This is a genomic window from Peptoniphilus sp. HMSC075B08, from assembly GCF_001815405.1.
GTDB lineage: Bacteria > Bacillota > Clostridia > Tissierellales > Peptoniphilaceae > Peptoniphilus_A > Peptoniphilus_A harei.
In genome coordinates this window covers 96,749-118,982 of record NZ_KV820448.1, presented here as the reverse complement: position 1 = coordinate 118,982, position 22,234 = coordinate 96,749, and the positions used below count along the sequence as shown (strand labels likewise).

The 22,234-nt window shown below is 32.4% G+C and carries 24 protein-coding genes and 1 other RNA gene; 4 read left to right on the top strand and 21 right to left on the bottom strand.

Going from position 1 to position 22,234, the window contains the following annotated elements:
* Positions 1-44 precede the first annotated feature (44 nt).
* Positions 45-1,238: a dicarboxylate/amino acid:cation symporter gene (locus HMPREF3023_RS04205; RefSeq protein WP_070701045.1), complete on the bottom strand. Its 1,194-nt coding sequence runs from the start codon at positions 1,236-1,238 to the stop codon at positions 45-47.
* 323 nt (positions 1,239-1,561) lie between these two features.
* On the opposite strand from HMPREF3023_RS04205, the gene amaP reads away from it, so the two are divergent.
* From amaP to HMPREF3023_RS04185, 4 genes are all read left to right on the top strand, one after another.
* Complete coding sequence (amaP, locus tag HMPREF3023_RS04200) at positions 1,562-2,107, top strand: alkaline shock response membrane anchor protein AmaP (RefSeq protein ID WP_070701043.1); 546 nt, start codon at positions 1,562-1,564, stop codon at positions 2,105-2,107.
* A 9-nt stretch (positions 2,108-2,116) separates the two neighbouring features.
* Positions 2,117-2,452: a DUF2273 domain-containing protein gene (locus HMPREF3023_RS04195; RefSeq protein ID WP_083315510.1), complete on the top strand. Its 336-nt coding sequence runs from the start codon at positions 2,117-2,119 to the stop codon at positions 2,450-2,452.
* Positions 2,453-2,484: 32 nt separating this feature from the next.
* Positions 2,485-3,048 (top strand): Asp23/Gls24 family envelope stress response protein, encoded by a 564-nt coding sequence (locus HMPREF3023_RS04190; RefSeq protein WP_070701041.1) that lies wholly within the window; start codon positions 2,485-2,487, stop codon positions 3,046-3,048.
* An 82-nt stretch (positions 3,049-3,130) separates the two neighbouring features.
* Complete coding sequence (locus HMPREF3023_RS04185; protein ID WP_070701039.1) at positions 3,131-4,021, top strand: radical SAM protein; 891 nt, start codon at positions 3,131-3,133, stop codon at positions 4,019-4,021.
* A 136-nt stretch (positions 4,022-4,157) separates the two neighbouring features.
* On the opposite strand, the gene HMPREF3023_RS04180 is transcribed toward HMPREF3023_RS04185, so the two are convergent.
* From HMPREF3023_RS04180 to HMPREF3023_RS04085, 20 genes are all read right to left on the bottom strand, one after another.
* Positions 4,158-5,288 (bottom strand): C40 family peptidase, encoded by a 1,131-nt coding sequence (locus tag HMPREF3023_RS04180; RefSeq protein WP_070701037.1) that lies wholly within the window; start codon positions 5,286-5,288, stop codon positions 4,158-4,160.
* A 169-nt stretch (positions 5,289-5,457) separates the two neighbouring features.
* Positions 5,458-5,783: RNase P RNA component class A (rnpB, locus tag HMPREF3023_RS04175), an RNA gene on the bottom strand.
* A gap of 25 nt (positions 5,784-5,808) precedes the next feature.
* Positions 5,809-6,585, bottom strand: a complete 777-nt coding sequence (locus HMPREF3023_RS04170; RefSeq protein WP_070701035.1) for a Nif3-like dinuclear metal center hexameric protein — start codon at positions 6,583-6,585, stop codon at positions 5,809-5,811.
* Positions 6,569-7,261, bottom strand: a complete 693-nt coding sequence (locus HMPREF3023_RS04165; RefSeq protein WP_070701033.1) for a tRNA (adenine(22)-N(1))-methyltransferase — start codon at positions 7,259-7,261, stop codon at positions 6,569-6,571. Before HMPREF3023_RS04165 ends, HMPREF3023_RS04170 begins: the two co-directional genes overlap by 17 nt.
* Positions 7,258-8,346: an RNA polymerase sigma factor RpoD gene (rpoD, locus tag HMPREF3023_RS04160; RefSeq protein WP_070701031.1), complete on the bottom strand. Its 1,089-nt coding sequence runs from the start codon at positions 8,344-8,346 to the stop codon at positions 7,258-7,260. The genes HMPREF3023_RS04165 and rpoD overlap by 4 nt, the downstream gene beginning before the upstream one ends.
* The gene (gene dnaG / locus HMPREF3023_RS04155) at positions 8,339-10,129 is read right to left on the bottom strand and encodes a DNA primase (RefSeq protein WP_070701029.1); all 1,791 of its coding nucleotides are present in this window, start codon (positions 10,127-10,129) and stop codon (positions 8,339-8,341) included. The genes rpoD and dnaG overlap by 8 nt, the downstream gene beginning before the upstream one ends.
* On the bottom strand, positions 10,130-11,140 hold the full coding sequence (locus tag HMPREF3023_RS04150) for a deoxyguanosinetriphosphate triphosphohydrolase (RefSeq protein WP_070701027.1): 1,011 nt from the start codon (positions 11,138-11,140) through the stop codon (positions 10,130-10,132).
* Between the two features lie 4 nt (positions 11,141-11,144).
* Positions 11,145-11,966, bottom strand: a complete 822-nt coding sequence (locus HMPREF3023_RS04145; RefSeq protein ID WP_070701025.1) for a pyruvate, water dikinase regulatory protein — start codon at positions 11,964-11,966, stop codon at positions 11,145-11,147.
* Between the two features lie 8 nt (positions 11,967-11,974).
* Complete coding sequence (locus tag HMPREF3023_RS04140; RefSeq protein WP_070701023.1) at positions 11,975-12,604, bottom strand: transcriptional regulator CcpN; 630 nt, start codon at positions 12,602-12,604, stop codon at positions 11,975-11,977.
* Positions 12,605-12,616: 12 nt separating this feature from the next.
* Positions 12,617-14,686, bottom strand: coding sequence for a glycine--tRNA ligase subunit beta (gene glyS, locus HMPREF3023_RS04135; RefSeq protein ID WP_070701021.1), 2,070 nt, complete (start codon positions 14,684-14,686; stop codon positions 12,617-12,619).
* Complete coding sequence (locus HMPREF3023_RS04130; RefSeq protein WP_070701019.1) at positions 14,679-15,563, bottom strand: glycine--tRNA ligase subunit alpha; 885 nt, start codon at positions 15,561-15,563, stop codon at positions 14,679-14,681. The genes glyS and HMPREF3023_RS04130 overlap by 8 nt, the downstream gene beginning before the upstream one ends.
* A gap of 10 nt (positions 15,564-15,573) precedes the next feature.
* Positions 15,574-16,278, bottom strand: coding sequence for a DNA repair protein RecO (gene recO / locus HMPREF3023_RS04125; RefSeq protein ID WP_083315509.1), 705 nt, complete (start codon positions 16,276-16,278; stop codon positions 15,574-15,576).
* Positions 16,262-17,167 carry a GTPase Era gene (gene era, locus HMPREF3023_RS04120; RefSeq protein ID WP_070701017.1) on the bottom strand — a complete coding sequence of 302 codons (906 nt, stop codon included), beginning with the start codon at positions 17,165-17,167 and terminating at the stop codon, positions 16,262-16,264. The genes recO and era overlap by 17 nt, the downstream gene beginning before the upstream one ends.
* Positions 17,154-17,567, bottom strand: coding sequence for a cytidine deaminase (locus tag HMPREF3023_RS04115; RefSeq protein WP_070701015.1), 414 nt, complete (start codon positions 17,565-17,567; stop codon positions 17,154-17,156). Before HMPREF3023_RS04115 ends, era begins: the two co-directional genes overlap by 14 nt.
* Positions 17,568-18,275 carry a diacylglycerol kinase gene (locus tag HMPREF3023_RS04110; RefSeq protein ID WP_070701013.1) on the bottom strand — a complete coding sequence of 236 codons (708 nt, stop codon included), beginning with the start codon at positions 18,273-18,275 and terminating at the stop codon, positions 17,568-17,570.
* Positions 18,276-18,280: 5 nt separating this feature from the next.
* Entirely contained in the window at positions 18,281-18,727 is a 447-nt protein-coding gene (gene ybeY, locus HMPREF3023_RS04105; protein WP_070701011.1) for an rRNA maturation RNase YbeY, read from the bottom strand.
* The gene (locus HMPREF3023_RS04100; protein WP_144019626.1) at positions 18,727-19,740 is read right to left on the bottom strand and encodes a PhoH family protein; all 1,014 of its coding nucleotides are present in this window, start codon (positions 19,738-19,740) and stop codon (positions 18,727-18,729) included. Before HMPREF3023_RS04100 ends, ybeY begins: the two co-directional genes overlap by 1 nt.
* An 81-nt stretch (positions 19,741-19,821) precedes the next feature.
* The gene (locus HMPREF3023_RS04095; protein ID WP_144019625.1) at positions 19,822-20,475 is read right to left on the bottom strand and encodes a hypothetical protein; all 654 of its coding nucleotides are present in this window, start codon (positions 20,473-20,475) and stop codon (positions 19,822-19,824) included.
* A gap of 20 nt (positions 20,476-20,495) precedes the next feature.
* A complete protein-coding gene (gene floA, locus HMPREF3023_RS04090; protein ID WP_070701007.1) occupies positions 20,496-21,488 on the bottom strand; it encodes a flotillin-like protein FloA in 993 nt (330 codons plus the stop codon).
* A gap of 8 nt (positions 21,489-21,496) precedes the next feature.
* On the bottom strand, positions 21,497-22,219 hold the full coding sequence (locus HMPREF3023_RS04085) for an NfeD family protein (protein ID WP_070701005.1): 723 nt from the start codon (positions 22,217-22,219) through the stop codon (positions 21,497-21,499).
* Between the last annotated feature and the right edge of the window lie 15 nt (positions 22,220-22,234).

The window sequence follows — 22,234 nt, the reverse complement described above, 5'->3', positions numbered from 1 at the left end:
ATAGAAAAACCAGGCTTAGCTTAAGCCTGGTTTTTCTAATATTATTAATTTTTAACTTTTTCTCTATTCCTTCCAGGCACCTTATCGAAAATACCTGTCACCATTAATACTACTGCTCCATCTGTTGTAACGTTACAAGCTGTACCGAAGCTATCTTGTAAGGCAAATATTGAAAGCATAAGAGCTGTTCCTGTATCGTTAAATCCTAAGACTGATGTAATTAGCCCTAGAGATGCAACTACTGTTCCACCTGGCACTCCTGGTGCTGCTATGGCAAATATTCCAAGTAAAAGAATAAATACAATCATATTTGCTGTCTCAGGAAGCTGACCTGTTAAAATTTGAGAAACTGTCATTACGAAAAATACTTCTGTCAAAACTGATCCACAAAGGTGGGTGTTAGAACATAATGGAATTCCAAAGTCCCTAATCTTAGGATCAAGAGTTGTGGATTTTCTCGCACATTCAATAGCAACTGGAAGTGTTGCTGCAGAGGACATTGTTCCTACTGCTGTTAAGTAAGCTGGCACATAGTGTTTAAAAACTTCTTTAGGGTTTGTTTTTGAAATTAGTCCTGCAAGAGAGTACATAACTGTCATCCAAATAAAGTGTCCAACTATTACAATTAAGATAATCTTTAAAAAGATTGGTAATTCTGAAATAATTACACCCTCATAGGATAATACTGCAAAAGTAGTAGCAATATATAGTGGAAGAATTTTTATTACCACATTATTTACAATAGATAAGACAATCTTATTTAATTCAATAAGCATTTTCTCCCAAGTTTCAGAATTAGTCACTATAACTGCTATACCAAATAAGATTGACGTAACTAGAGCTGTCATAACAGGCATAATCGGATCAATTGATATTTTAAATATGGACTCCGGTACTACATTACCTCCCCCAACATTTGAAGCTATGTTAAGCTTAGGTATAATTGCTTTTCCTGCCAAGAATGACATTGTAGCAGCTCCAACTGTTGATGCGTAACAAATAATAAGTGTCACGCTTAAAATTTTACCTGCACTTTCTTTTAATGAAACAATGGCAGGTGTTATAAATCCTAAAATAATTAAGGGAACTATGTAGCCTATTAAGTCGCCTATAATTCTTTTTATAGAATCAATTGCAACAATTGCACTCTCATTAGAAAAGCTGCCAACAAGAATACCAATAATTATTCCAAGTATTAGCTTAAAAACTAATGAATTAAAAAAATTATTTTTTTTCATTTCTCCTCCTTATAAATATAAAACTGAAATTTAACTTCTATATATTATATATTATTTTACCCTTCAATTGTAGTGATACTAATAGTTTTTTGTTAATTTAATTAAACTTGAGATGGAGGATATTATTAGTTTTATGCAATTTATTATATTTTTTGTGAACAATAAAATCGCTTATTTACATAATTTTTAAATTGTTAATTTTTAACTTCATACCTTTTCCCTAATATTTTTAAAAAAAACGATTAAATTTAATTTCTTTGGTTATAAATAAATTAAGAAGAGCTTCACTAGTTGATGATTTTCTTTTTAAAGGAGGAATTAGGTTGAAGAGATGGCGTAAATGGATTGATGCAATTTTTTCTATCGCCTTATTCTTATCCTTATTTTGCACGTATTTTTTATTATACGATTATGGCAAAATAACGGCACAGTTAGGAGAATTTTATAGACAAGAATGGTTTTTCTATTTCCTAACTACTGTATCAGCAATAGCCGGATTATTTGCCCTATTTACTTTAATTAGGGTTATAGTCCTTCCTTCCCTCAACTCCTATGTTGTAGACAAGGATGAAAACGGCGAAATGCTTATCACTTCTAAGGCAGTCGAAAATAACATTTTAACAACTGTTGATAATTATAATGAAGTGAAAAAGTCAGATGTTGATGTAAGAGTAAATAATGGTAGTAAACATGAAATCAGCGCAAAAGTAACTTGCGGAGTAAGAGAAGGCATTGATTTAAGTCTCTTAGGCAAACAAATCAAAAGAGATGTGTCTTCTAACTTAGAAGAGCTTACTGGTTATTCAGTAACAAAGGTAGATGTAGAATTCTACAATATCAAAGAAGATTCTGGTAAAAGAGTTGTTTAGGGGGCTCATATGAGAAATAATTATGGAAATTTTCCGGATTATCAAAATAATTATGAGAACTCTAGAAAAGACCAAGATGATCAAAGAATTATTTTTGTTGAAAAGAAAAAGGACAGAGATATTTCTATATTAAAAGAAAAATTTAGAAATTATACAAGTCTTCATTGGAATGAATTCAAGTATACCCTACTTGGCTTAATCATTGCAGTATTATTTTTAACAATAGGTTTTTTCAGAACACTCTTGATTATGATTCTATTTTTCATAGGAAATTCCTATGGTAAATTTAAAGATGGTGATCCTAGAATTTTATTTTGGTTAGAGAAAATGTTTAGAAAGTATTAAATAAGTATTATTTTTAAAAGGAGAGATTTATAATGGCATCAGAAGCAAAATATAACGAATTAGCAGGCGTAAACAAGAAAGAACAAGAAAAAAGAGAAAAAGCTCAAAAAAGAGAAGAATTTAAAGAAAACCTTCAAGAAGATTTCAGAGAAGCTCAAGATAATGTAAAAGATGCAGCTGAAAAAGAAGAAAAACACGAATCTAAATTAACTTTTGAAGATTCAGTTATCGAAAAAATTGCTGCAATTGCATGTCACGAAGTTCCAGGAGTTCTTGATATGAAGGGTGGTTTCTTCTCAGGTATCTCTGAACAATTTGGTGGATACAACCTAACAAAAGGTATTTCTGCTGATGTTGGAGAAGAAGAAGCTGCAATTGACGCATCAATAATCCTTGAATACGGACATTCAGCACCAAAGGTATTTGAAGAACTTAAGAGAAATATTGCTCAATCAGTTGGACAAATGACTGGTTTAAAAGTTGTTGAAGTTAACGTTCGTGTTGATGACGTTATGACAAGAAAAGAATTTCAACTTAAAAACAGAGACGATAGAAACGAAGGACAAGGTTACAACCAAGGACCATCTCTAAGATAATAGTTTAAAGTCTTTAAGGAGCTCGATTTTGTCGAGCTTCTTTTTATTTGTAAGTATTTAATAAGAATATGAAAGGAGAATTATGCACTACACTGGAGAAGTTTACAGACCACCCCTTGAGGCTTACACACCTCTTTTAGAGGTAACTCATGGATGTTCCCATAATGATTGTGTTTTTTGTACAATGTATAACAACACATCCTTTGGTATATCTCCCCTAAAAGATATAGAAGAGGACATTATTGAACTTGCAAGCTCACCATCAAGGGCCTATAGGCCTATGGAAAGGATTTATCTTCTAAATGGTGATCCCTTTGTTTTAAAGACGGAAAGACTTTTAGAAATTTCTGACTTAATAAAAAGATATATACCAGAAGTAAAAACTATTACAGCCTACTGCTCTTTTTATAATTTAGAAAATAAATCTGTTGAAGATATGAAAAAATTGAAAGAAGCAGGTTATAATGAATTGTGGTTTGGTGTAGAGACAGGAAATCCTGAAATACTAAAATTTTTAAACAAAGGAACAGACATTGACGGATATTATCGTGGACTAGATAAGATGAAGTCTGCTAATATGGACTACCACGCAATAATAATGCAAGGTGTTGGTGGAAAAAGTAAATCTAAAGAAAATGCAATTGAGACTGCAAAAATTCTAAATTACTATCCACCAAAGGGCGTATATGTAATGAGCACGTCAGTTATAGAACCCTCCCCTCTTTATTATATGAGAGAAAAGGGAGAATTTGTGGAAACTACAAACAGAGAAAATCTAGAAGAACAAATTTGTCTTTTAGAAAATCTAGATTTACCAAATAAGACCCTATATTCCTCTGGACATATGGTTAACATGATAAATGTCACAGGCTATGTGGAAGATAAAGAAGAAATGATAAATAAAATAAAACACTCTCTTGAAACTATTGATCCAAAAATTTTAGATATGACAAATCAAAAAATTGCAAGATAACTCCTATTTATTGGGAGTTATTTTTTTGTCCTTAAAAACCTGCTAAGAAAAATAGTGTAAGATATGAATTACTTCTTTTCTTACACTATTTTTTCTACTAAAAAAAGAGCTCTGAGGCTCTCAATTTAAAATTTAATTATAATACACGTGTTGCATTTACATATCTATCTTGGTAGTATTCTTCACTTAAAGAAGAAGTCATAACCTTTCCTTGTCCTGATGAAGCGTGGATAAATTTGCCATCTCCAACGTAAATACCAACGTGACTAACTCCGTTACCTGTTGTATTAAAGAAGACTAAATCCCCTTCTTGTAAGTCAGATTTTGAAACTTGTTGTCCAAAAGTAGATTGAGTTCTAGAAGATCTTGGGATTGAGATACCAAGCTCATCATTGTAAATTGAATAAACAAGACCTGAACAGTCAAATCCAGCTTTACCAGTATCTCCATAAACATATGTAGATCCAAGTTTATCTTCTGCAGAAGAGATTACTTTTCCAGCTATTGAGGCATTTGGTCCTGGTGCTTTTTTTGCTTCAAATTTAACTTTTATAACATTTTTATTTTTTATTGCTTCTTGAATTTCTTTTTCATCATTAGAAATTATTGAATCAGAATTATTTTCTTCTTCTTTTTCTATCTTGATTCCAGAAACTATGTCTAAATCTTTAGCTGGAACATTGTAGTTTGTACCCTTGTCTTCGATAACAAAAAGTCCTTCAGCAAAGTCAACAACATTAACAACTTGTTTTTTGTTTAAGTTTAATTTCTTGCCATTGTCACTTGTTGCAACAGTTTTATTTTTAACTTCAACATTTGTTACATTGTTTCTCTTGTCAGCAACCTTTTTAAGTGCTTTAATATCAACATTACCAACAGTTCCATCGTTGCATTTAATCTTAGCTTTGTCATTATTAGTAGAAACACCTATTGCATATTCATCAACAAATAAACTTCTAATAATTTTTCCATTATCATCTAAGATTGGACTAGCCTTAACAACCTTATATGTAGGAACATTTACTTCTGTGAGTAAAATTTTATCTTGTGGGATTGTAACCTTAGCTTTGCCCTTTTGAACAAAGTAGTCATTACCCTTTCTTTCTAAGACTTCAACTTTTTCTCCTATAGAAAAGTCGATTTCATTACCACTATATGCTTTTTGTACATGTTCGTTAATAAATACTCCCGTATCTTTCATGCCCACTATGGAAACTGCGCATAGTGCAAATAGGCCTAGTGGCAATTTATTTTTAAAGGAAAACAATACTAACAACTCCTATACCTTGTATTTTAAAATTAATTATATGCGTACTCTTTTCATTACTCATTAAGTATAGCAAAACAATTACAAAAAAACAACAAAAAGTTACAAAATTGTTAAAAATAATTTAACTTTTTTGTAACTTTTTGCATAGTTTTATATTTAAGTGTATGTAGTAAGCAAATCTATAAGCCGCGTTCTGTTTTGTCAACTATCAATCTTGGATTATAGTTGCCTATAATCTCTAGCAACCTACCTACCGGCAGATGCGAGCAGCATCTGTTATTCCTATTTGGTTTTGCTCCGAATGGGGTTTACATAGCATCATTATCACTAATGACCTGGTGAGCTCTTACCTCGCCTTTCCAACCTTACCCAGATGGGCGGTATATTTCTGTTGCACTAGCCTTGGGGTCACCCCCACTGGCCGTTAGCCAGCATCCTTGCTCTGTGGAGCGCGGACTTTCCTCACATATGTGCAGTTGACCAATTTACTTACCAGATAATTTTACCACTGAATCACTCAAATATCAAGCTCAAAGCTTGATTCCTCTTGAATATAAAAGTCTAAATCTTTAAAATTTTCTTGGAGTCTGTTTTTAATTTTAGGAAGAATAATTCTTTCAGAATAAAAGTGTCCAACATCAACTAGAATCAAGTCTTCCTCATAGGCTCTTTGACCATCGTGATACTTTATATCTGATGTGATGTAGGCCTCTGCTCCTGCCTCTTTAGCTTCTTTAATGAAATCTGATCCACTTCCACCAAGTATGGTAACTTTTTTTATTTTCTTCTTTTCTTGCCCATAATATTTTATTTTATTAACTTGTAATTTATTTTTTAAAAATTTATCTAAGTCTTCAAGGGATAGTTCTCTTTCAAACTCTCCTATAAGTCCCATGGGCTTTTCTTCTTCATAAGTTAATACTTCCTTATTTTTTAAATTTAATTTTTCAAATAAAGTATCATTAACTCCATCTTCTGCTATATCCATCGAAGTGTGATAAGAAAAAACTGAAATATTGTTTTTTATTAATTTTATTATGTTATCTCCTAGATAAGTCCCTTCAATTATATTTTTTGAACCAGAAAAAAACATAGGATGGTGACTTATAATGAGTTTTGCGTCCATTTCTATGGCCATATCTATAACTTTATCAGTTACATCCATAGCAAGGACTACAGAGCCTGTATCCCCTTTAAATTCAACTTGACTCCCAGAGTTATCCCAGGAAAGTTGGTATTCATCTTTTGCCCATCTTTCCATAAAATTTTTAATTTCTTTAATTTGATATTTCATCTATTGCCTCCTCAACCAAGCTTAACAAGTTGTTTAACTCCTCACTTCTTTTCTTGGACCTTGTGCTATTGGGGTCAAAACTAGAAATAATAGACTTGAGATAAGTTTTCTTTTCCTCAAGATATGAAAGATATGTTTTATCTTTCTTCTCAATTAATTTTTTAGAAAAATAAAAGTCTTCTTCTTTTAAACCCTTATCAATTTTATTTGAAAATTTAGCAAGAATAATTTCAAAGTATCTTTCATCTTCATAAATTATTTCTTCATCAAATATCTCAAATCCCATATTATTTAACTCACGACGAAGGATATTTGTCTTTTGCATTGGCTGTAAGATTAATTTTTTTGACGACTTTGCTATTTCAATAGAGTTAGCAATTATTTCTGCAATTTGAATTCCTCCAAGACCTGCAATAATAATATTGTCACGGTTTTCATCTACAATACCATTTGCCAAAATATTCCTAATAAATTTTTCATTTCCCAATTCTCTTGTTAATTCTATAGATTTTTCAAGAGAATTTTTTGAAATGTCTGTTGCTATAATGTCACTCGAGATTTTATTTTCGCATAAAAAATTGGGCACATATCCATGATCTGTGCCCACATCAATTACCGAAGCCCCAAAATCTACAAGTTCTGCAATTTTATTAAGCCTCTTTGATAATTTTATCATTCTAAATAATCCTTTAACTTCTTTGATCTAGATGGATGACGAAGCTTTCTAAGTGCCTTCGCCTCAATTTGTCTAATTCTTTCACGAGTAACATCAAATTCTTTTCCTACTTCTTCTAGAGTTCTAGCCCTTCCATCATCAAGTCCAAATCTAAGAGTTAGAACTTTCTTTTCTCTTTCAGTTAGGGTTTCAAGAACTGTGTTGAGTTGTTCCTTTAATAGTGTAAAGGTAGCTGCATCTTGTGGAGAAAGAATTTCATCATCAGGTATAAAGTCTCCTAGATGTGAGTCTTCTTCTTCACCTATTGGAGTTTCAAGTGACACTGGTTCTTGAGCAATTTTTTGAATTTCACGAACTCTTTCTACATCTAAATTCATTTCTTGTGCAATTTCTTCTGGAAGTGGATCACGTCCTAAGTCTTGAACAAGTTGTCTTTGAACTCTAACGAGCTTATTAATGGTCTCAACCATATGAACTGGAATTCTAATTGTTCTTGCTTGGTCTGCAATAGCCCTTGTTATAGCTTGTCTGATCCACCAAGTTGCATAAGTAGAAAACTTAAATCCCTTAGTATAGTCGAACTTATCTACCGCCTTCATAAGTCCAAGATTACCTTCTTGAATTAAGTCCAGGAAGCTCATTCCCCTACCCACATATCTTTTTGCAATAGATACAACAAGTCTTAGATTGGCTTCAGCAAGTTCTTTTTTTGCAAACTCGTCTCCTGCTTCCATTCTCTTTGCAATCTCTACTTCTTCTTCAGCAGTTAATAGAGAAATTTTACCAATTTCCTTTAGATACATCCTAACAGGGTCATCAACTGTGACTCCCTTTGGAACTGATAAGTCCTCTTTAGTAACATCTACTTCGTCTTCATCATCTTTTGAATCTTTTTTATCAACTAGATTTATTCCTTCTTTTTCAAAGACTTTGTATAGATCATCTATATCGTCAGAATCAATTTCAAATTTTTCGAAGGCATCACCTATTTCTTCATAAGTTAGCTTTCCATCTTTTTTGCCATCTTTTATAAGCTTACTTTTAATCTCTTCAATTGATTCTTTATTTTTTATATTTTCACTCATAATTGCCCTCCTCTTTCAACTCGTTAAGCTTTAAATTAATTTCTTGTAATTCTTTTAAAGATTCGAGTAGAAGATTTTTATTTTCTTCCCCTTGAAGCTTTTCGATATTTTCGAGGATTTTGTGTTTTCTATCTTGGATATAATTTCGTTCTATGGTCTTTATTAATTCATCAACAATCTTGTCATCAACATGAATGTCACTAATAAGACTCATAATATTTTCTACAAATTCCTTAGTTACAAGTTTATTGGACTCTAAAATTGATAGAAAATCTCTGATTTCCATCTCTTCTTCAAAGAGCCTAGGTATCTCTTCAAAAACAGCCCTTGTCATTGCATTTGCAAAATAAAAAACCTCAATTTTATTTTTTATATATTTGTAAATATCATTGTCCAGTAAAGAATAAGATAATAATTCCTCTTGTGCTCTTGTCTTATTAGATTTCACAACATTTATATTTTTCTTTACTTTGACTTTTTCCCTCTTCGCTTCCTTAAGCTTATTTCTATTTAAATAATTTATATAATTTTCTATTGCTGTGTAGGAAATATTATATTTTGTCGAAAAGTCCTTTACAAAAATATCTCTCTCTATGGGATTTTTAATACTAGATAAAATTTTAGCAGATTCAATAGTAAAATTACTAAGGCCTTCGCTATCTTCTAGATTAAAATTTTCCTTGAGCTTTTTTATTTTAAATTCAATATAAGATATAGCTGATTTAATTTTCTTTTCAAAAGCTTCTAAGCCATTCTTTTTAATAAAGTCATCGGGATCAAGACCTCCCTTAAGTTCTATTATTTTTGGTTTAACTGAAGCTTGTAAAAATATATCTATAGCTCTTGAAGTTGCATTAATGCCTGCATTGTCACTGTCATAACAAATATATATATCTTTTGCCATTCTCTTAATAATATTAGCCTGGTCTATAGTTAGTGAAGTACCAAGGCTTGCTACACTATAATTTATACCACTATTGTATAAAGAAATAACATCCATATAGCCTTCTACTAGGATAATTCTTTCACGAGTGGACTCTCTTGAGATGATATTCATATTGAATACATTGCTTCCCTTGTGAAAAATCGGAGTTTCTCTAGAGTTTAAGTATTTTGGTTTAGCGTCTCCAAAGGCTCGTGCTCCAAAACCTATTATTCTGTTATTTCTATTTATAATTGGAAACATGACCCTGTCGCGAAATCTATCTATATAGTTGCCGTTTTTGCTTTTTGAAATTAGATTTAGTTCTAAAAGTTCGTCTTCCTTGTAACCCATTTTTGTCAAATGATCATAAAGATCTGTCCAAGAATCTTTTGAATAACCTATACCATATGACCTTATAGTCTTATCACTTAGCATCCTATTCTTTAAATATAATTGCGCTTTTTGTGATGCCTGATAATTATTTAAAAAATGAAGACCAGCTTCTCTATTAATTTCATAAAGCCTATTTCTCTTCTCACGAGCTTCTTTGTTTTCATCCTTATATACTTCTAGCCTTACATTGTATTTGTCTGCTAAAAATTCTACGGCTTCAGGAAAGCTTAGATTCTCCCTTTTCATTACAAAGGTAATTACATCTCCCCCTACTCCACAACCAAAGCATTTGAAAATAGACTTTGATGGTGAAACAGAAAAAGAAGGAGTTTTTTCAGAATGAAAAGGGCAGAGTCCCATATAATTGGATCCTGACCTCTTAAGGTCCACATACTCTCCAATTAAATCAACAATATCTGCCCTATCTCTAATTTCGTCAAGAACATTATCATTTATTACGTACAATTAAATGCTCCATCCCTTCGGTATAAAAATATTTTTTAGTTGTTTCTTTGCATAGGTATCTGTCATACCTGCAATATAATCCGAAACTATATCTTCGTCACTATGACTTCTATCATTATATAGATTTAAGTGGTTTTCAGGAATTCTACTTAAGTCTTCCATATAAAATTTATAAAGTTCTGTTAAAAGTCTCTTGATTTTTACTTCTTCAGACTTAACCACTGGATCCATATACACATTTTTAAACATATATTGTCTTAGTTCCATTGTGGCCTCATAGACTTCATCTTCCATCTCGACAATTGGTTTACCATAAGACTTATCTATTAATCCATTTATCATTGTGTTTATTCTTTGTGACGAAGAATTACCTAAAACTTTTGTCAACTCTTTAGGTAATGAGTCAGAGGAAATTATCCCAGCCCTAATGGCATCATCAATATCGTGATTTATATAAGCAATCCTATCTGCAAATTTTATTATTTTTCCCTCAAGAGTCTTGGCATTTCCACTCCCTGAGTGATTTAAAATTCCATCTCGAACTTCTTCAGTTAAATTTAAACCAATCCTAGTATCTGACCTTTCTAAAAAGTCCACAACTTTCAAGGACTGTTCACCATGAATAAATCCAGTGGATTTTAATTCATTCAAAACAGCCTCTCCAGAATGACCAAAAGGAGTATGCCCTAAGTCATGACCCAAGGCTATTGCCTCAACCAAATCTTCATTTAATCTAAGGGCTCTTGCTATAGTTCTGCCAATTTGACTGACTTCAAGTGTGTGAGTGAGTCTTGTCCTAAAATGATCTCCTTCAGGAGAAATAAAGACCTGGGTCTTGTGTTTTAATCTTCTAAAACTTTTTGAGTGGATAATCCTGTCTCTATCCCTTTGAAAATCAGTCCTAAGATTACATTTTTCTTCTTTATTCCTACCTAAACTAGAATCTGCAAAAGTTGCATATTCAAATAACATTTTGTGCTCAAGTTTCTCTCTCTCAACTCGAAGGTTCATTTAATCACTTCCTAGATTCCATGTGGTTAATAATGATTTCAGCAGTTTCTTCTATTGCCTTATCTGAAACATCAATAACAAAACAGCCCAACTCTTCCATAACCTGTTTTGAATAGTTTAATTCTTCTCTGATCCTGTCATAATTAGCATACTTTGCTCCTGAAGTAAGTCCAAGAGACTTTAATCTTTGTTCTCTTACAGAGATAATTTTTTCTGGATTTGCAGTAAGCCCTATTATTTTGTCTACATCTTTTTCATAAACTTCTCTAGGGACAGGAACCTCTGGCACTAGTGGAATATTTGCAACTTTGTAAAGCTTATTTGCAAGATACATAGAAAGGGGTGTCTTAGAAGTTCTTGAAATTCCAACTAGACATATATCAGCTTTTTTTGCACCACGAGGGTCCTTACCATCATCATACTTAACTGCGAACTCAACACATTCAACTTTTTTGAAATAATTTTCATCAAGTCTTCTAATTAGGCCTGGTTCTCTTAAAGGTTCATAACCTAGAATATCTTGAATTTGAAGAAGAGGCTCACCCATTACATCAACTGTGTGAAGATTTAATTCATGAGTTTTTTCTTGAATGAAATCCCTTGTTTCCTTTACAACATTTGTATAAACTATAAGACTGTTTTTAATTTCAGCTGCCTTTTCAAGAACTGGTTTTATCTGCTCAATACTATTGTGATAAGGATACCTGATGATTTCATAATTTTCTTTTTCAAACTGTCTTGCAGATGACTTTGCAATTAATTCTCCAGTTTCTCCAATAGAATCTGAGATTACAAAAATAGTGAGTTGATTATCGTCTTTATTCATTTCTCCTCCTATATTATCTCTTGGTCGCAAACATCTACAAAAAGTCTAGTTACATTGGTTTTTGTAAATCTGCCCACAACTTCAAGATCCTTTTCATTTTTTCTTTTAACAACAGGAAGGGCATCAATACCCTTTGTCACAATTAAGTTGGCAGCCTTGTAAACACTGTCTTCTATATCTACATAAAAAATATTAGGCATCCTAGTCATAATTACGCTAATAGGAGTCTCCTTTATATCAGCATCCCCTATCATAAATCTTATTAGGTCCTTTCTCGACACAATCCCTGCAAGATATCCCCCTTCTGTCACAAACATAGAAGACAAATCTTCCATAAAAAGATCTACAACTACATCATAAACAGAAGTCTTTTGATCACATGAAAAAGGAAGAGACATGTAATCTTTTAATCGTAAATTCTTGAGGTCATTAGAAATTTGAGAAAAAATAGATTTACCTGTATAAAAATAACCAAACTTTGGTCTTGCTCCTAATATATTTATCATAGTAAGAACAGAAAGATCAGACCTAATTGTAGCCCTAGATAGTCCGAGAATTTCTGCAATGTCGTCGCCAGTAATAGGTCCCTTTTCTTTTACAATATCAATTATTTCAGTCTGCCTATCGCTGAATTTCATTTACTCACCGACCTATTCCACAATATTTTCGATTTTTAATATTTTTTGAATATTTTCCTCTATCCTATTGATTAGTCCAAGTCTATTTTCTCTTACTTTTTCGTCTTCATCCATTACCATTACATTGTCAAAGAATACATCTATTGCAGGAATTAGTTCATTTAACAAGTCCATAGCTTCTTTGTAATTCTCAGATGATATGGCTTCATTAAACTTATTATCAACTTCTACAAACTTATTATATAAGTCTTTCTCAGCATCTTCTTTGAAAAGTTCTTCATTAATTTCTAAGAAGTCTACATTTTTAGTTAAGTTGTTTATTCTATTGTATGCATCAACAAATTTGCTTCTATCTTCATTAAACCAGTCATTCAATTCATTGGCTTTGTCAAATATATTGTGGATTTCACTCTCAGGAATTAGGATAGAGTCAATTATATCGTATCTTATTCCTTCTTCTTGAAGCATTGTTTTTATTCTTCCAAAGAAAAAGTCTCTTACATTTTCAATAACTTCTTCGTGGTTAAATGTTAGTCCTAAATCGTTAATATATTCGTATAAACTTGCTTCTACAGCTTCATTTAAGTCTAATTTCCAAGAATTATTTCTAATAATATTTATTACACCTATTGCAGACCTTCTTAATGCAAAGGGGTCTGTAGAACCAGTAGGAATTTCTCCAATTGCAAAAAGTCCTGCAATTGTATCAATTTTATCTGCAAGTGAGAAGATAGAACCTACACTTGATTCTGGAAGAGCATCTCCTGCAAACTTAGGAAGATATTGTTCTCTAATTGCAGTAGCAACAATATCCTTTTCGCCTGATTTTAGGGCGTAAATTTCCCCAATAACACCTTGAAGCTCTGTGAATTCAATTACCATTTTTGTAGTTAAGTCAGCCTTAGATAGGTGTGCCGCTCTTTCTATTGCGTCAATTGCTTCATCTGCAAAAGATAGAGATTCTGCAATTTTCTTTGCAACAACTCCATCCCTTTTTTCTTTTTCAAGCATTGTTCCAAGCTTATCATGGAATAAAACTCCACCTAGATTTTCTACATAATCTTCAAGTGGCTTAGAGATATCATCATCATAGAAGAATTTAGCATCTTCAAGTCTTGCTCCAAGAACTTTTTCATTTCCTGCAATTACTATATCTTCGTAATCTCTTGTACCATTTCTAACTGTTATGAAGTATGGTAAGAGTTCTCCGTCTTGAGAATAGATAGGAGTAAATCTCAAGTGGTCAATCATTGTTGTAGTTACAACTTCCTTTGGAAGACTTAGGTACTTTTCTTTAATACTTCCTTTGATTGGACTTGGGTATTCAACAATGTAGGTAAGTTCTTCTAATAGATCTTCATTTTCGTGAATTTCCCCACCAAGAGATTTTGCAATTTTTGTAGATTCATATTTTATGATTTCTCGTCTCTTGTTTTGATCTAAAATTACATAGTTATCTTCTAGAAGTTTTTCATAAATTTCTACATTATCAATTTTAATTTCTGATGAACCTAAAAATCTATGTCCCTTAGTTGTATTTCCAACATGGATTCCTTCAAATTCAAATTCAACAACCTTGTCATTTAAAAGTGAAACAACCCATCTTATTGGTCTGGCAAATCTAATGTTTTTACCACCCCAACGCATATTTTTAGGGAAGTTAATATCTTTAATAAGACCTGGTATTATATCCTTTAATATTTCTGCAGATTCTTTTCCAATTGAAGAAATGTGGGCAAATACATAATCTGTACCCTTTACTTCTTTAATTAAAATATCATCTTCAGTGATTTTTTGAGATTTCATAAATCCTAAAAGAGGTTTAGTAGGATTTTTCTCATCGTCATAGGCAATTTTTACAGCAGGTCCCTTTACTTCTTTTGTAATGTCCTTTTGTTTTTCATCTAAGCCTTCGATAATTAGACTAAGTCTTCTTGGAGTTGCATAAACTTTCACATCTTCAAATCCAAGTTCATTTTCAACTAATAGTTTTTGAGATTTTTCTTCAAGTTGTTCTATTGCCATGTTGACAAATCTTGATGGCAACTCTTCAACTCCAATTTCAAGTAAGTAATTATTCATCTATTTCACCTCTGTTTATAAGGGGATAGTTCATTTCTTCTCTGTGCTTTAAGTGTGTCTTTGCTACAATTCTTGCAAGATTTCTAACTCTTTGAATATAGCTTGTTCTTTCAGAAACAGAAAGAGCTCCTCTAGCGTCTAATAAGTTAAATGCGTGAGAACACTTAAGAGTGTAGTCATAAGCATCTATAACAATGTCTTCTTCAATAGTTCTTTGAGCTTCAGCTTCATACATATCAAAAAGTTTTCTAAGCATATCAACATCAGCTGTTTCGAAGGCATACTTGGAGTGTTCAAACTCATTTTTCTTAAATACTTCTCCATAAGTAATGTTTTCGTTATATTGGATGTCATAAACTGACTCAACATTTTGAAGATACATAGCAATTCTTTCAAGTCCATATGTTAATTCAGCACTTTCAAGATCAAGGTTGACTCCACCTACTTGTTGGAAATAAGTAAACTGAGTTACTTCCATGCCATCAAGCCAAACTTCCCAACCAAGACCCCATGCACCAAGTGTAGGAGATTCCCAGTTATCTTCAACAAATCTGATGTCGTGTTTTTTTGGGTCAATTCCAATTGCAAAAAGAGAATCTAAGTAAAGTTGTTGGACATCCTCTGGAGATGGTTTTAAGATAACTTGCAGTTGGTGATGTTGGTATAGTCTATTTGGATTTTCCCCATATCTACCATCAGCAGGTCTTCTTGAAGGTTCAACGTAAACTACCTTCCATTCCTCAGGTCCAAGAGACCTTAAGAAAGTGTTTGGATTCATTGTTCCAGCACCTTTTTCAATATCGTAGGGTTGCATTATAATAGCTCCCTTTTCCTTCCAATAATTTTCCAATGTCATTATTAAATCTTGGAAATACATTTTTTCCTCCTTAATTAAACAGCTTGTCAGACTTAAAACTGCTTATATCTAAATTGTATTTTATATATTTTATTATAATATTATGCAGGTATTTTTTTCTGCTATTTTCGAAATCTTCTATATTTTCTAAATCTTCTAACTTTCCATATAAAATTGAATTTAAAAAGATCAAATCCCTTCTTGTCAGTGAATAAGAATAAGGATCCTGAAAATCAATAATTCCTTCTCTTATGGAAAAGTAAGATTTTTCTTTTATATCAAGTTTAGGCCTGTAACCTATAAAGCTAAGATACTTAAGTTCAAAAGCCAAGGCAAGACCAATGGGATCTTTGGTGAAATTGAAAAATTTTAAGGTTTTTCTCAAAAGATCAAAAGCCTTTTTATTGGCCTCACCATTTATTGAAGATTTATCTATAATTTCTAGTAATAAAGATGCATAAATTAAATTATCATAGTTTTCTCTTATTTTAAAATTTGATTCTAAAATTTTTGAATCACTAATATAAAAAAAACTTTGTCCCTTTTTTAATAGGTATTCATTTAGACCAAAAACTTGAGAAACACTTAAGTTTCTTGATCTTGGACTCATAGCTCCCTTGACCATAATGGAAATTTTTCCATATTCTTTGGTAAAAACCCTAATTATTTTAGAAGACTCACCGAATTCCATTTCGTTTAAGACAATTCCCAGAGTATAATTATTTGTCGTAACCAAATCTTTTTACCAAATTGTCCCTATCTCTCCAATTTTTCTCAACCTTAACCCAAATTTGAAGATTCACCTTGGCATCGAGAAGTCTTTCAGCTTCCTCTCTGGCTTCAGTCCCAATTCTTTTTAACATGGATCCACCTTTACCAATTAAAATCCCCTTGTGAGAATCTCTTTCAACGTAGATGTTTGCATCAATGTCATAGATGTTTTTGTCTTCTCTTTTTTTGAATTTTTCAATAGAGATTGCAAGACCATGAGGGACTTCTTCATTAAGGTACATCAAGCCCTTTTCCCTTATAATTTCTGCTACGATGAATCTCTCATTTTTGTCAGTAATCATATCTTCGGGATAATACATTGGTCCAGGCTTTAAATACTTTTTAAGGCTTTCTAGATAAATATCTACACCATCATTTTTCATTGCAGAAATAGGAATTATATCATCGAATATATCTTCTTCAGCATACATGGAAATTATTTCTAAGAGCTCTTCTTTTTTTATCGTGTCGACTTTATTTATTAAAAGAATAATAGGTAGTTTTCCCTTGTATTCTTTTAGTAAATCTATAATTGACCTTTCTGCCTTACCTATTCTCTTAGAAATGTCAACTATATAAGTGATAACATCTGAATCTTCAATTCCCTCTTTTGATTCAGTTAACATAAACTCGCCTAACTTGTTTTTAGGCTTTTGAATGCCAGGCGTATCTAAAAATATTATTTGTGCTTCATCATCTGTGTGAATGAAGGTAATATTTTGTCTAGTAGTTTGCGGTTTTGAAGAAATAGCTGAAATCTTTTCTCCGATTATTGCATTTAATAATGTTGACTTACCAACATTTGGCCTACCAATTACTGATACATATCCTGATTTAAAATTATTTTCTGTCATTTTCATCTCCATCTAGGTCTTCTGGACCAAAGGAATGTGGTAGTATATCCTCCATTCCAAAAATTTTATAGTCATCTGTAGAGTTAGCTATTATAATTTCAGGATTTCTAGAAAATTCACGAATAACTTGTCTACATACTCCACAAGGAAAAGTGTAGTCACTGTCCCCAACTATTGCTATCTTTTTTATCTCTCTCTTGCCCTCAGATACTGCCTTAAATATAGCAGTTCTTTCTGCACAGTTGGTTGGAGAATAAGAAACTATTTCTATATTTCCACCAGAGTAAACTGATCCATCTTCCATCTCAACAGCACAACCCACATTAAAATGTGAGTAAGGCGTATATGTCATTTTATCTCTTGCATCAAGCGCAAGTTCTATTAATTCTTTGTATTCCATTTATCCTACCACCTTGAAAACAAATATTGCAACACAAATCCCAAGTATAGCTCCAACTACAACTTCAGATACCTTGTGTATCTTCCCTTCAACCCTACTTTCTGCAACTAGAAAGGCAAGCCCAAAGGAACAAAGTGTGACAAGTGAATTTTCCGCAATCATAGTTATTATTGTTGCTGCACAAAAAGAAATTGCAGAGTGACCACTTAGTCCGCCACCTTGAAAGTAGGTGCCACCACTTTTTTTCGCCATTAAAAGTTTAGCACCAACTGTCGCTATTATAATTATAAGCAGAGACACGAAGGCCAAGTGATTTGGCATATTTTTTATTTTAAATAAGAGCAGATCACCAAAAGACGCAAACTTGTCATAAAAAACTAGATAAGCAACAACAATAGCATTAAGAGCCGTAATTAAAACAGCACCTGCCGAAACGTCTTTTACATACTTTGCAATAGGATTGTATTCTTGAACTACTAAGTCAATAGTCCTCTCTATGGCTGTGTTAATCATTTCTGCAAATACTACTAGGGTTATGGCAAAGAGCATAAGTAGAAATTCTGTAGATGATATATCAAAAAAAAGTGACAGGATGATAATTCCAAGAGCAGCAAGGTAATGGAATTTCATATTCCTTTCCGTCTTTAAAACAGAGATAATACCCTGAACAGCATAGTTAAAAGATGAAATAAAGCGTCCCTTTTTCATAAAAATCACCTATAAATTTCAAGTTCCTTCATGGATAACTTTTCTCTTTCTCTCATTTCCTTCTTATCTTCATCATCTACATGGTCATAGCCTAAAAGATGAAGGATACTGTGGACTGTCAAATATGATAATTCTCTCTCATGAGAATGACCAAGCTCTTCTGCTTGTTCCATAACTCTTCTTGTATTTATTATAACATCTCCAAGAATCCTCTTGTCTATAATAAATTCATCATCCATGGGAAACGACAATACATCAGTAGACCTATCAACTCCTCTGTAGTCCCTGTTGAGGTCTCTTATTTCTTCATCGCCAACAAAGGAAACTGAAACTTCTACTTCATCATCAATTCCTTCCACCTTTAAGACAGAAGCTATGGATTTTTCAACTAGAGATTTTATTTTTTCTGTTATTTCTATATCATCTTGCCTGTCGTCATAGTAAACTTCCATTATTTACTCCAATTCTTTGACTTCTTAGCTTCAATTACCTTTTTGCCCTTATCATTTGTCTTTTCATATTTTTCATAAGCATCAATAATTCTTTGAACTAGAGCATGACGAACTATATCATTTTTATTTAGATAAGTTATTCCTATACCCTTAACTCCAGCAAGAATTTTTAGTACGGTTTTTAATCCAGATTGCTTGCCACTTGGCAAATCAATTTGTGTAACATCACCAGTTACAATTGCCTTAGACCCGTATCCAAGCCTTGTTAAGAACATCTTCATCTGCTCATTTGTAGTGTTTTGAGCCTCATCTAAAATTACAAAGGCTGAATCCAGGGTCCTACCCCTCATATAAGCAAGGGGTGCAACTTCAATTAGTCCTTTTTCAAATAAATTGTTGTATGTGTCGTGTCCAAGTATTTCAAAGAGGGCATCATAAAGTGGTCTCAAGTAAGGGTCAACCTTATTTTGCAAATCTCCTGGCAAGAAGCCTAGGTTCTCTCCAGCTTCAACAGCAGGTCTTGTAAGTATTATTCTATTGACTTCCTTTGCTTTAAAAGCACGAACTGCTGCTGCCATAGCAAGATAAGTCTTACCTGTACCAGCAGGCCCAATTCCAAAAACAATGTCGTTGTTATTTATATTGTCAATATATCTCTTTTGCCCTAGAGTCTTTGCCCTTATTGGCTTACCCATAGATGTATATACAAGAGTGTCTTTTAAAAGTTCAGAGACAGGTCTCTTTTCATTGTTTTTTATAAGTGAAATAGCATATCTTACATCAGATAGGCTCAAGCTATTTTGTTTCCTAGCAGTCTCAACTAAGTTTGTTAATAGTATTACTCCATCTTCAACTGCATCTTCTTCACCACTTACAAAAATTTTATCTGCCCTAGATTTTATATTAAGAGCAAGTTCTTTCTCTATAAGATTAATATTTTCATCTAACTTTCCAAATACAATTGACATTAAATTTATATCATTAATTTCAATGGATTTTTCCATTTTTGCCAAAAATATACCCCCTTAAACATGACTTTAATAATATCATAAAAAGGCCTACTTTTCCATATATTATGGAAAGCAAGCCTTGATTTATCTTAGACTTAAAGGTTTATCAAAAATTTCTTTATATATTTGAATTTTAGGTAAATCATCTTCATCAAAGTCTAGAAAATCCCCAGTTGAAACTTGATCCTCTTCATCTTCATAAATCACCCTGTCAGATTCACATTCTTTTATGAATTCACTGTCAAAAATTTTATCAGACATCTTTTCAAGATTCATAGAACCCTCCAAGATTTCCTTATCAGGTTTAAGTTTTGATTTCCTGGAATCTTTATCAAGGGAAGACTTTTTTTCTAAAATCTTTTCTTTTAATTCTCCTTGAGCATAAATAGGATCTTTATTGATTAATTTCTTATCCTTTTTTTCCTTAACTTTATTTTTAGATTTATCTTTTTCTTCATTGAAAATTTCTTTAAAACTTTTACCTAAGCTTTCTTTCTTGTCTTTACTTTTTTCTTTCTCTTTTTCCTTTTCTTCTTTGATTATTCTTTTTATTTCATCTATTAAACTTTCTGAATCTGATGATGTGTTTCCTCGAGAACCTTTAGAATTATTATTTCTTCTCTCATCCTCATAAAAATCTTCTGTAACCTTTTTCTTGCCCCTATTTAAAATAGTGATTAGGACTTTAAATATTACAATAAAGATTATAGCTGGCATGAGAGAAATAATACCAATCAAAAGGCTAAAAACAGGTCCCATTATTTATTTTCCTTCTTGTGGTTTTTTTCAGGAATTTTAGAAATTGACTTCCTCATATCAGTATCAGAGTTTAAATTTTGCATTTTATAATAATCAAAGACTCCAAGTTTTCCGCTTTTTAGAGCTTCTGCCATGGCAATAGGAACTTGAGATTCTGCTTCAACTACCTTTGCCCTCATGGCTTCTACTTCAGCCTTCATTTCTTGTTCACGAGCAAGGGCCATAGCACGTCTTTCAGATGCCTTTGCTTCAGATATTCTCTTATCAGCTTCAGCTTGATCAGTTTGTAATCTTGCACCAATATTTCTTGCTACGTCAACATCAGCAATATCAATTGATAAAATTTCATAAGCTGTACCTGAGTCAAGTCCCTTATCTAATACTACTCTTGAAATTGAATCAGGGTTTTCTAAAACTGACTTATAGCTTTGTGAGGAACCTACAGTTGTTACAATACCTTCTCCAACTCTTGCAATAATAGTTTGTTCACCTGCACCACCAACTAATCTCTCTATGTTTGCCCTAACAGTAACCTTAGCCTTAACCATAACTTCAATTCCGTCTTGTGCAACAGCAGAAATATTTGGTGTTTCAATAACTTTTGGATTGACAGAAACTTGAACTGCTTCCAGAACATCTCTACCTGCAAGATCAATTGCTGCTGCTCTTTCAAATTGAAGAGGTATATTGGCCCTTTGAGCAGCTATAAGAGCATCAACAAGAGTATTTACATTACCACCTGCAAGATAGTGAGCTTCAAGACTTGATATTTCTAGATTAAGTCCAGCCTTAGTCGCCTTTATAGCTGGTCTAACAATTCTTGATGGCTTAACTCTTCTAAGTTTCATTCCTATAAGCTCTGATATCTTAATTTTAACACCAGAGAAAAATGCAGTTACCCAAAGCCCAACTGGTACAAAGGACAAAAACATAGAAACTACTATGATTATTACTGCAATAATAAAAATACTTCCGATTGGATAATTAGACATAAATCCTCCTAATTCTTTTCGACGTAAACTCTTGCGCCGCTAATTCTAACAACAACTACAGATTCATCTTTACCAATAAATCCGGCGTCTGACACTACTTCTATCTTCCTATCTCCCATTAGGGCAAATCCTGTTGGCTTAAGAGAAGTCTTAGTTATTAAAACATCACCTGGCGAAACTTCTTCAGTTTCGACACTCAAGTAACCTTCCTCACTTGAACTTTCTTTAAAAAGTCTGAGTTTATTTATTGCATCAGATTTAATACCTCTTTTAAAAAGTGCATAACCAAGGATTAAGGCTATGACTAGGGCTAATGCTAAAGAAAATAAGGCAAAATACAAGTCACTCATAGATAAAACTAATCCAGCAGAGACTGCGATAATTCCACTTACTCCAGCTACACCAAATCCAGGTATCATAATTTCAAAGGCTATTAAGAGTAGACCCACAACAAAAAGAGATATTTCAAAAAAGTTTGTATTGCCCATCTTAATTGAGCCCCAGAAAAAGGTAAAGAAAGCAGCTATTGATAAGATCCCAGATATTCCAAAGCCTGGAGTCATTATTTCAAAGACAGCTGTGACAATTGCAATAATTAATAAGGCTGTAAAAACATAATCATTTGAAAAAATACTTTCTATAGATCTTCCACTCCCATCTTGTGCATAAACAAAATTTATTAATATCATTAAAATTGGGAGACTATAAAATAATTTATTTAGTTTTTTCAATTTAACCTCCTTCTC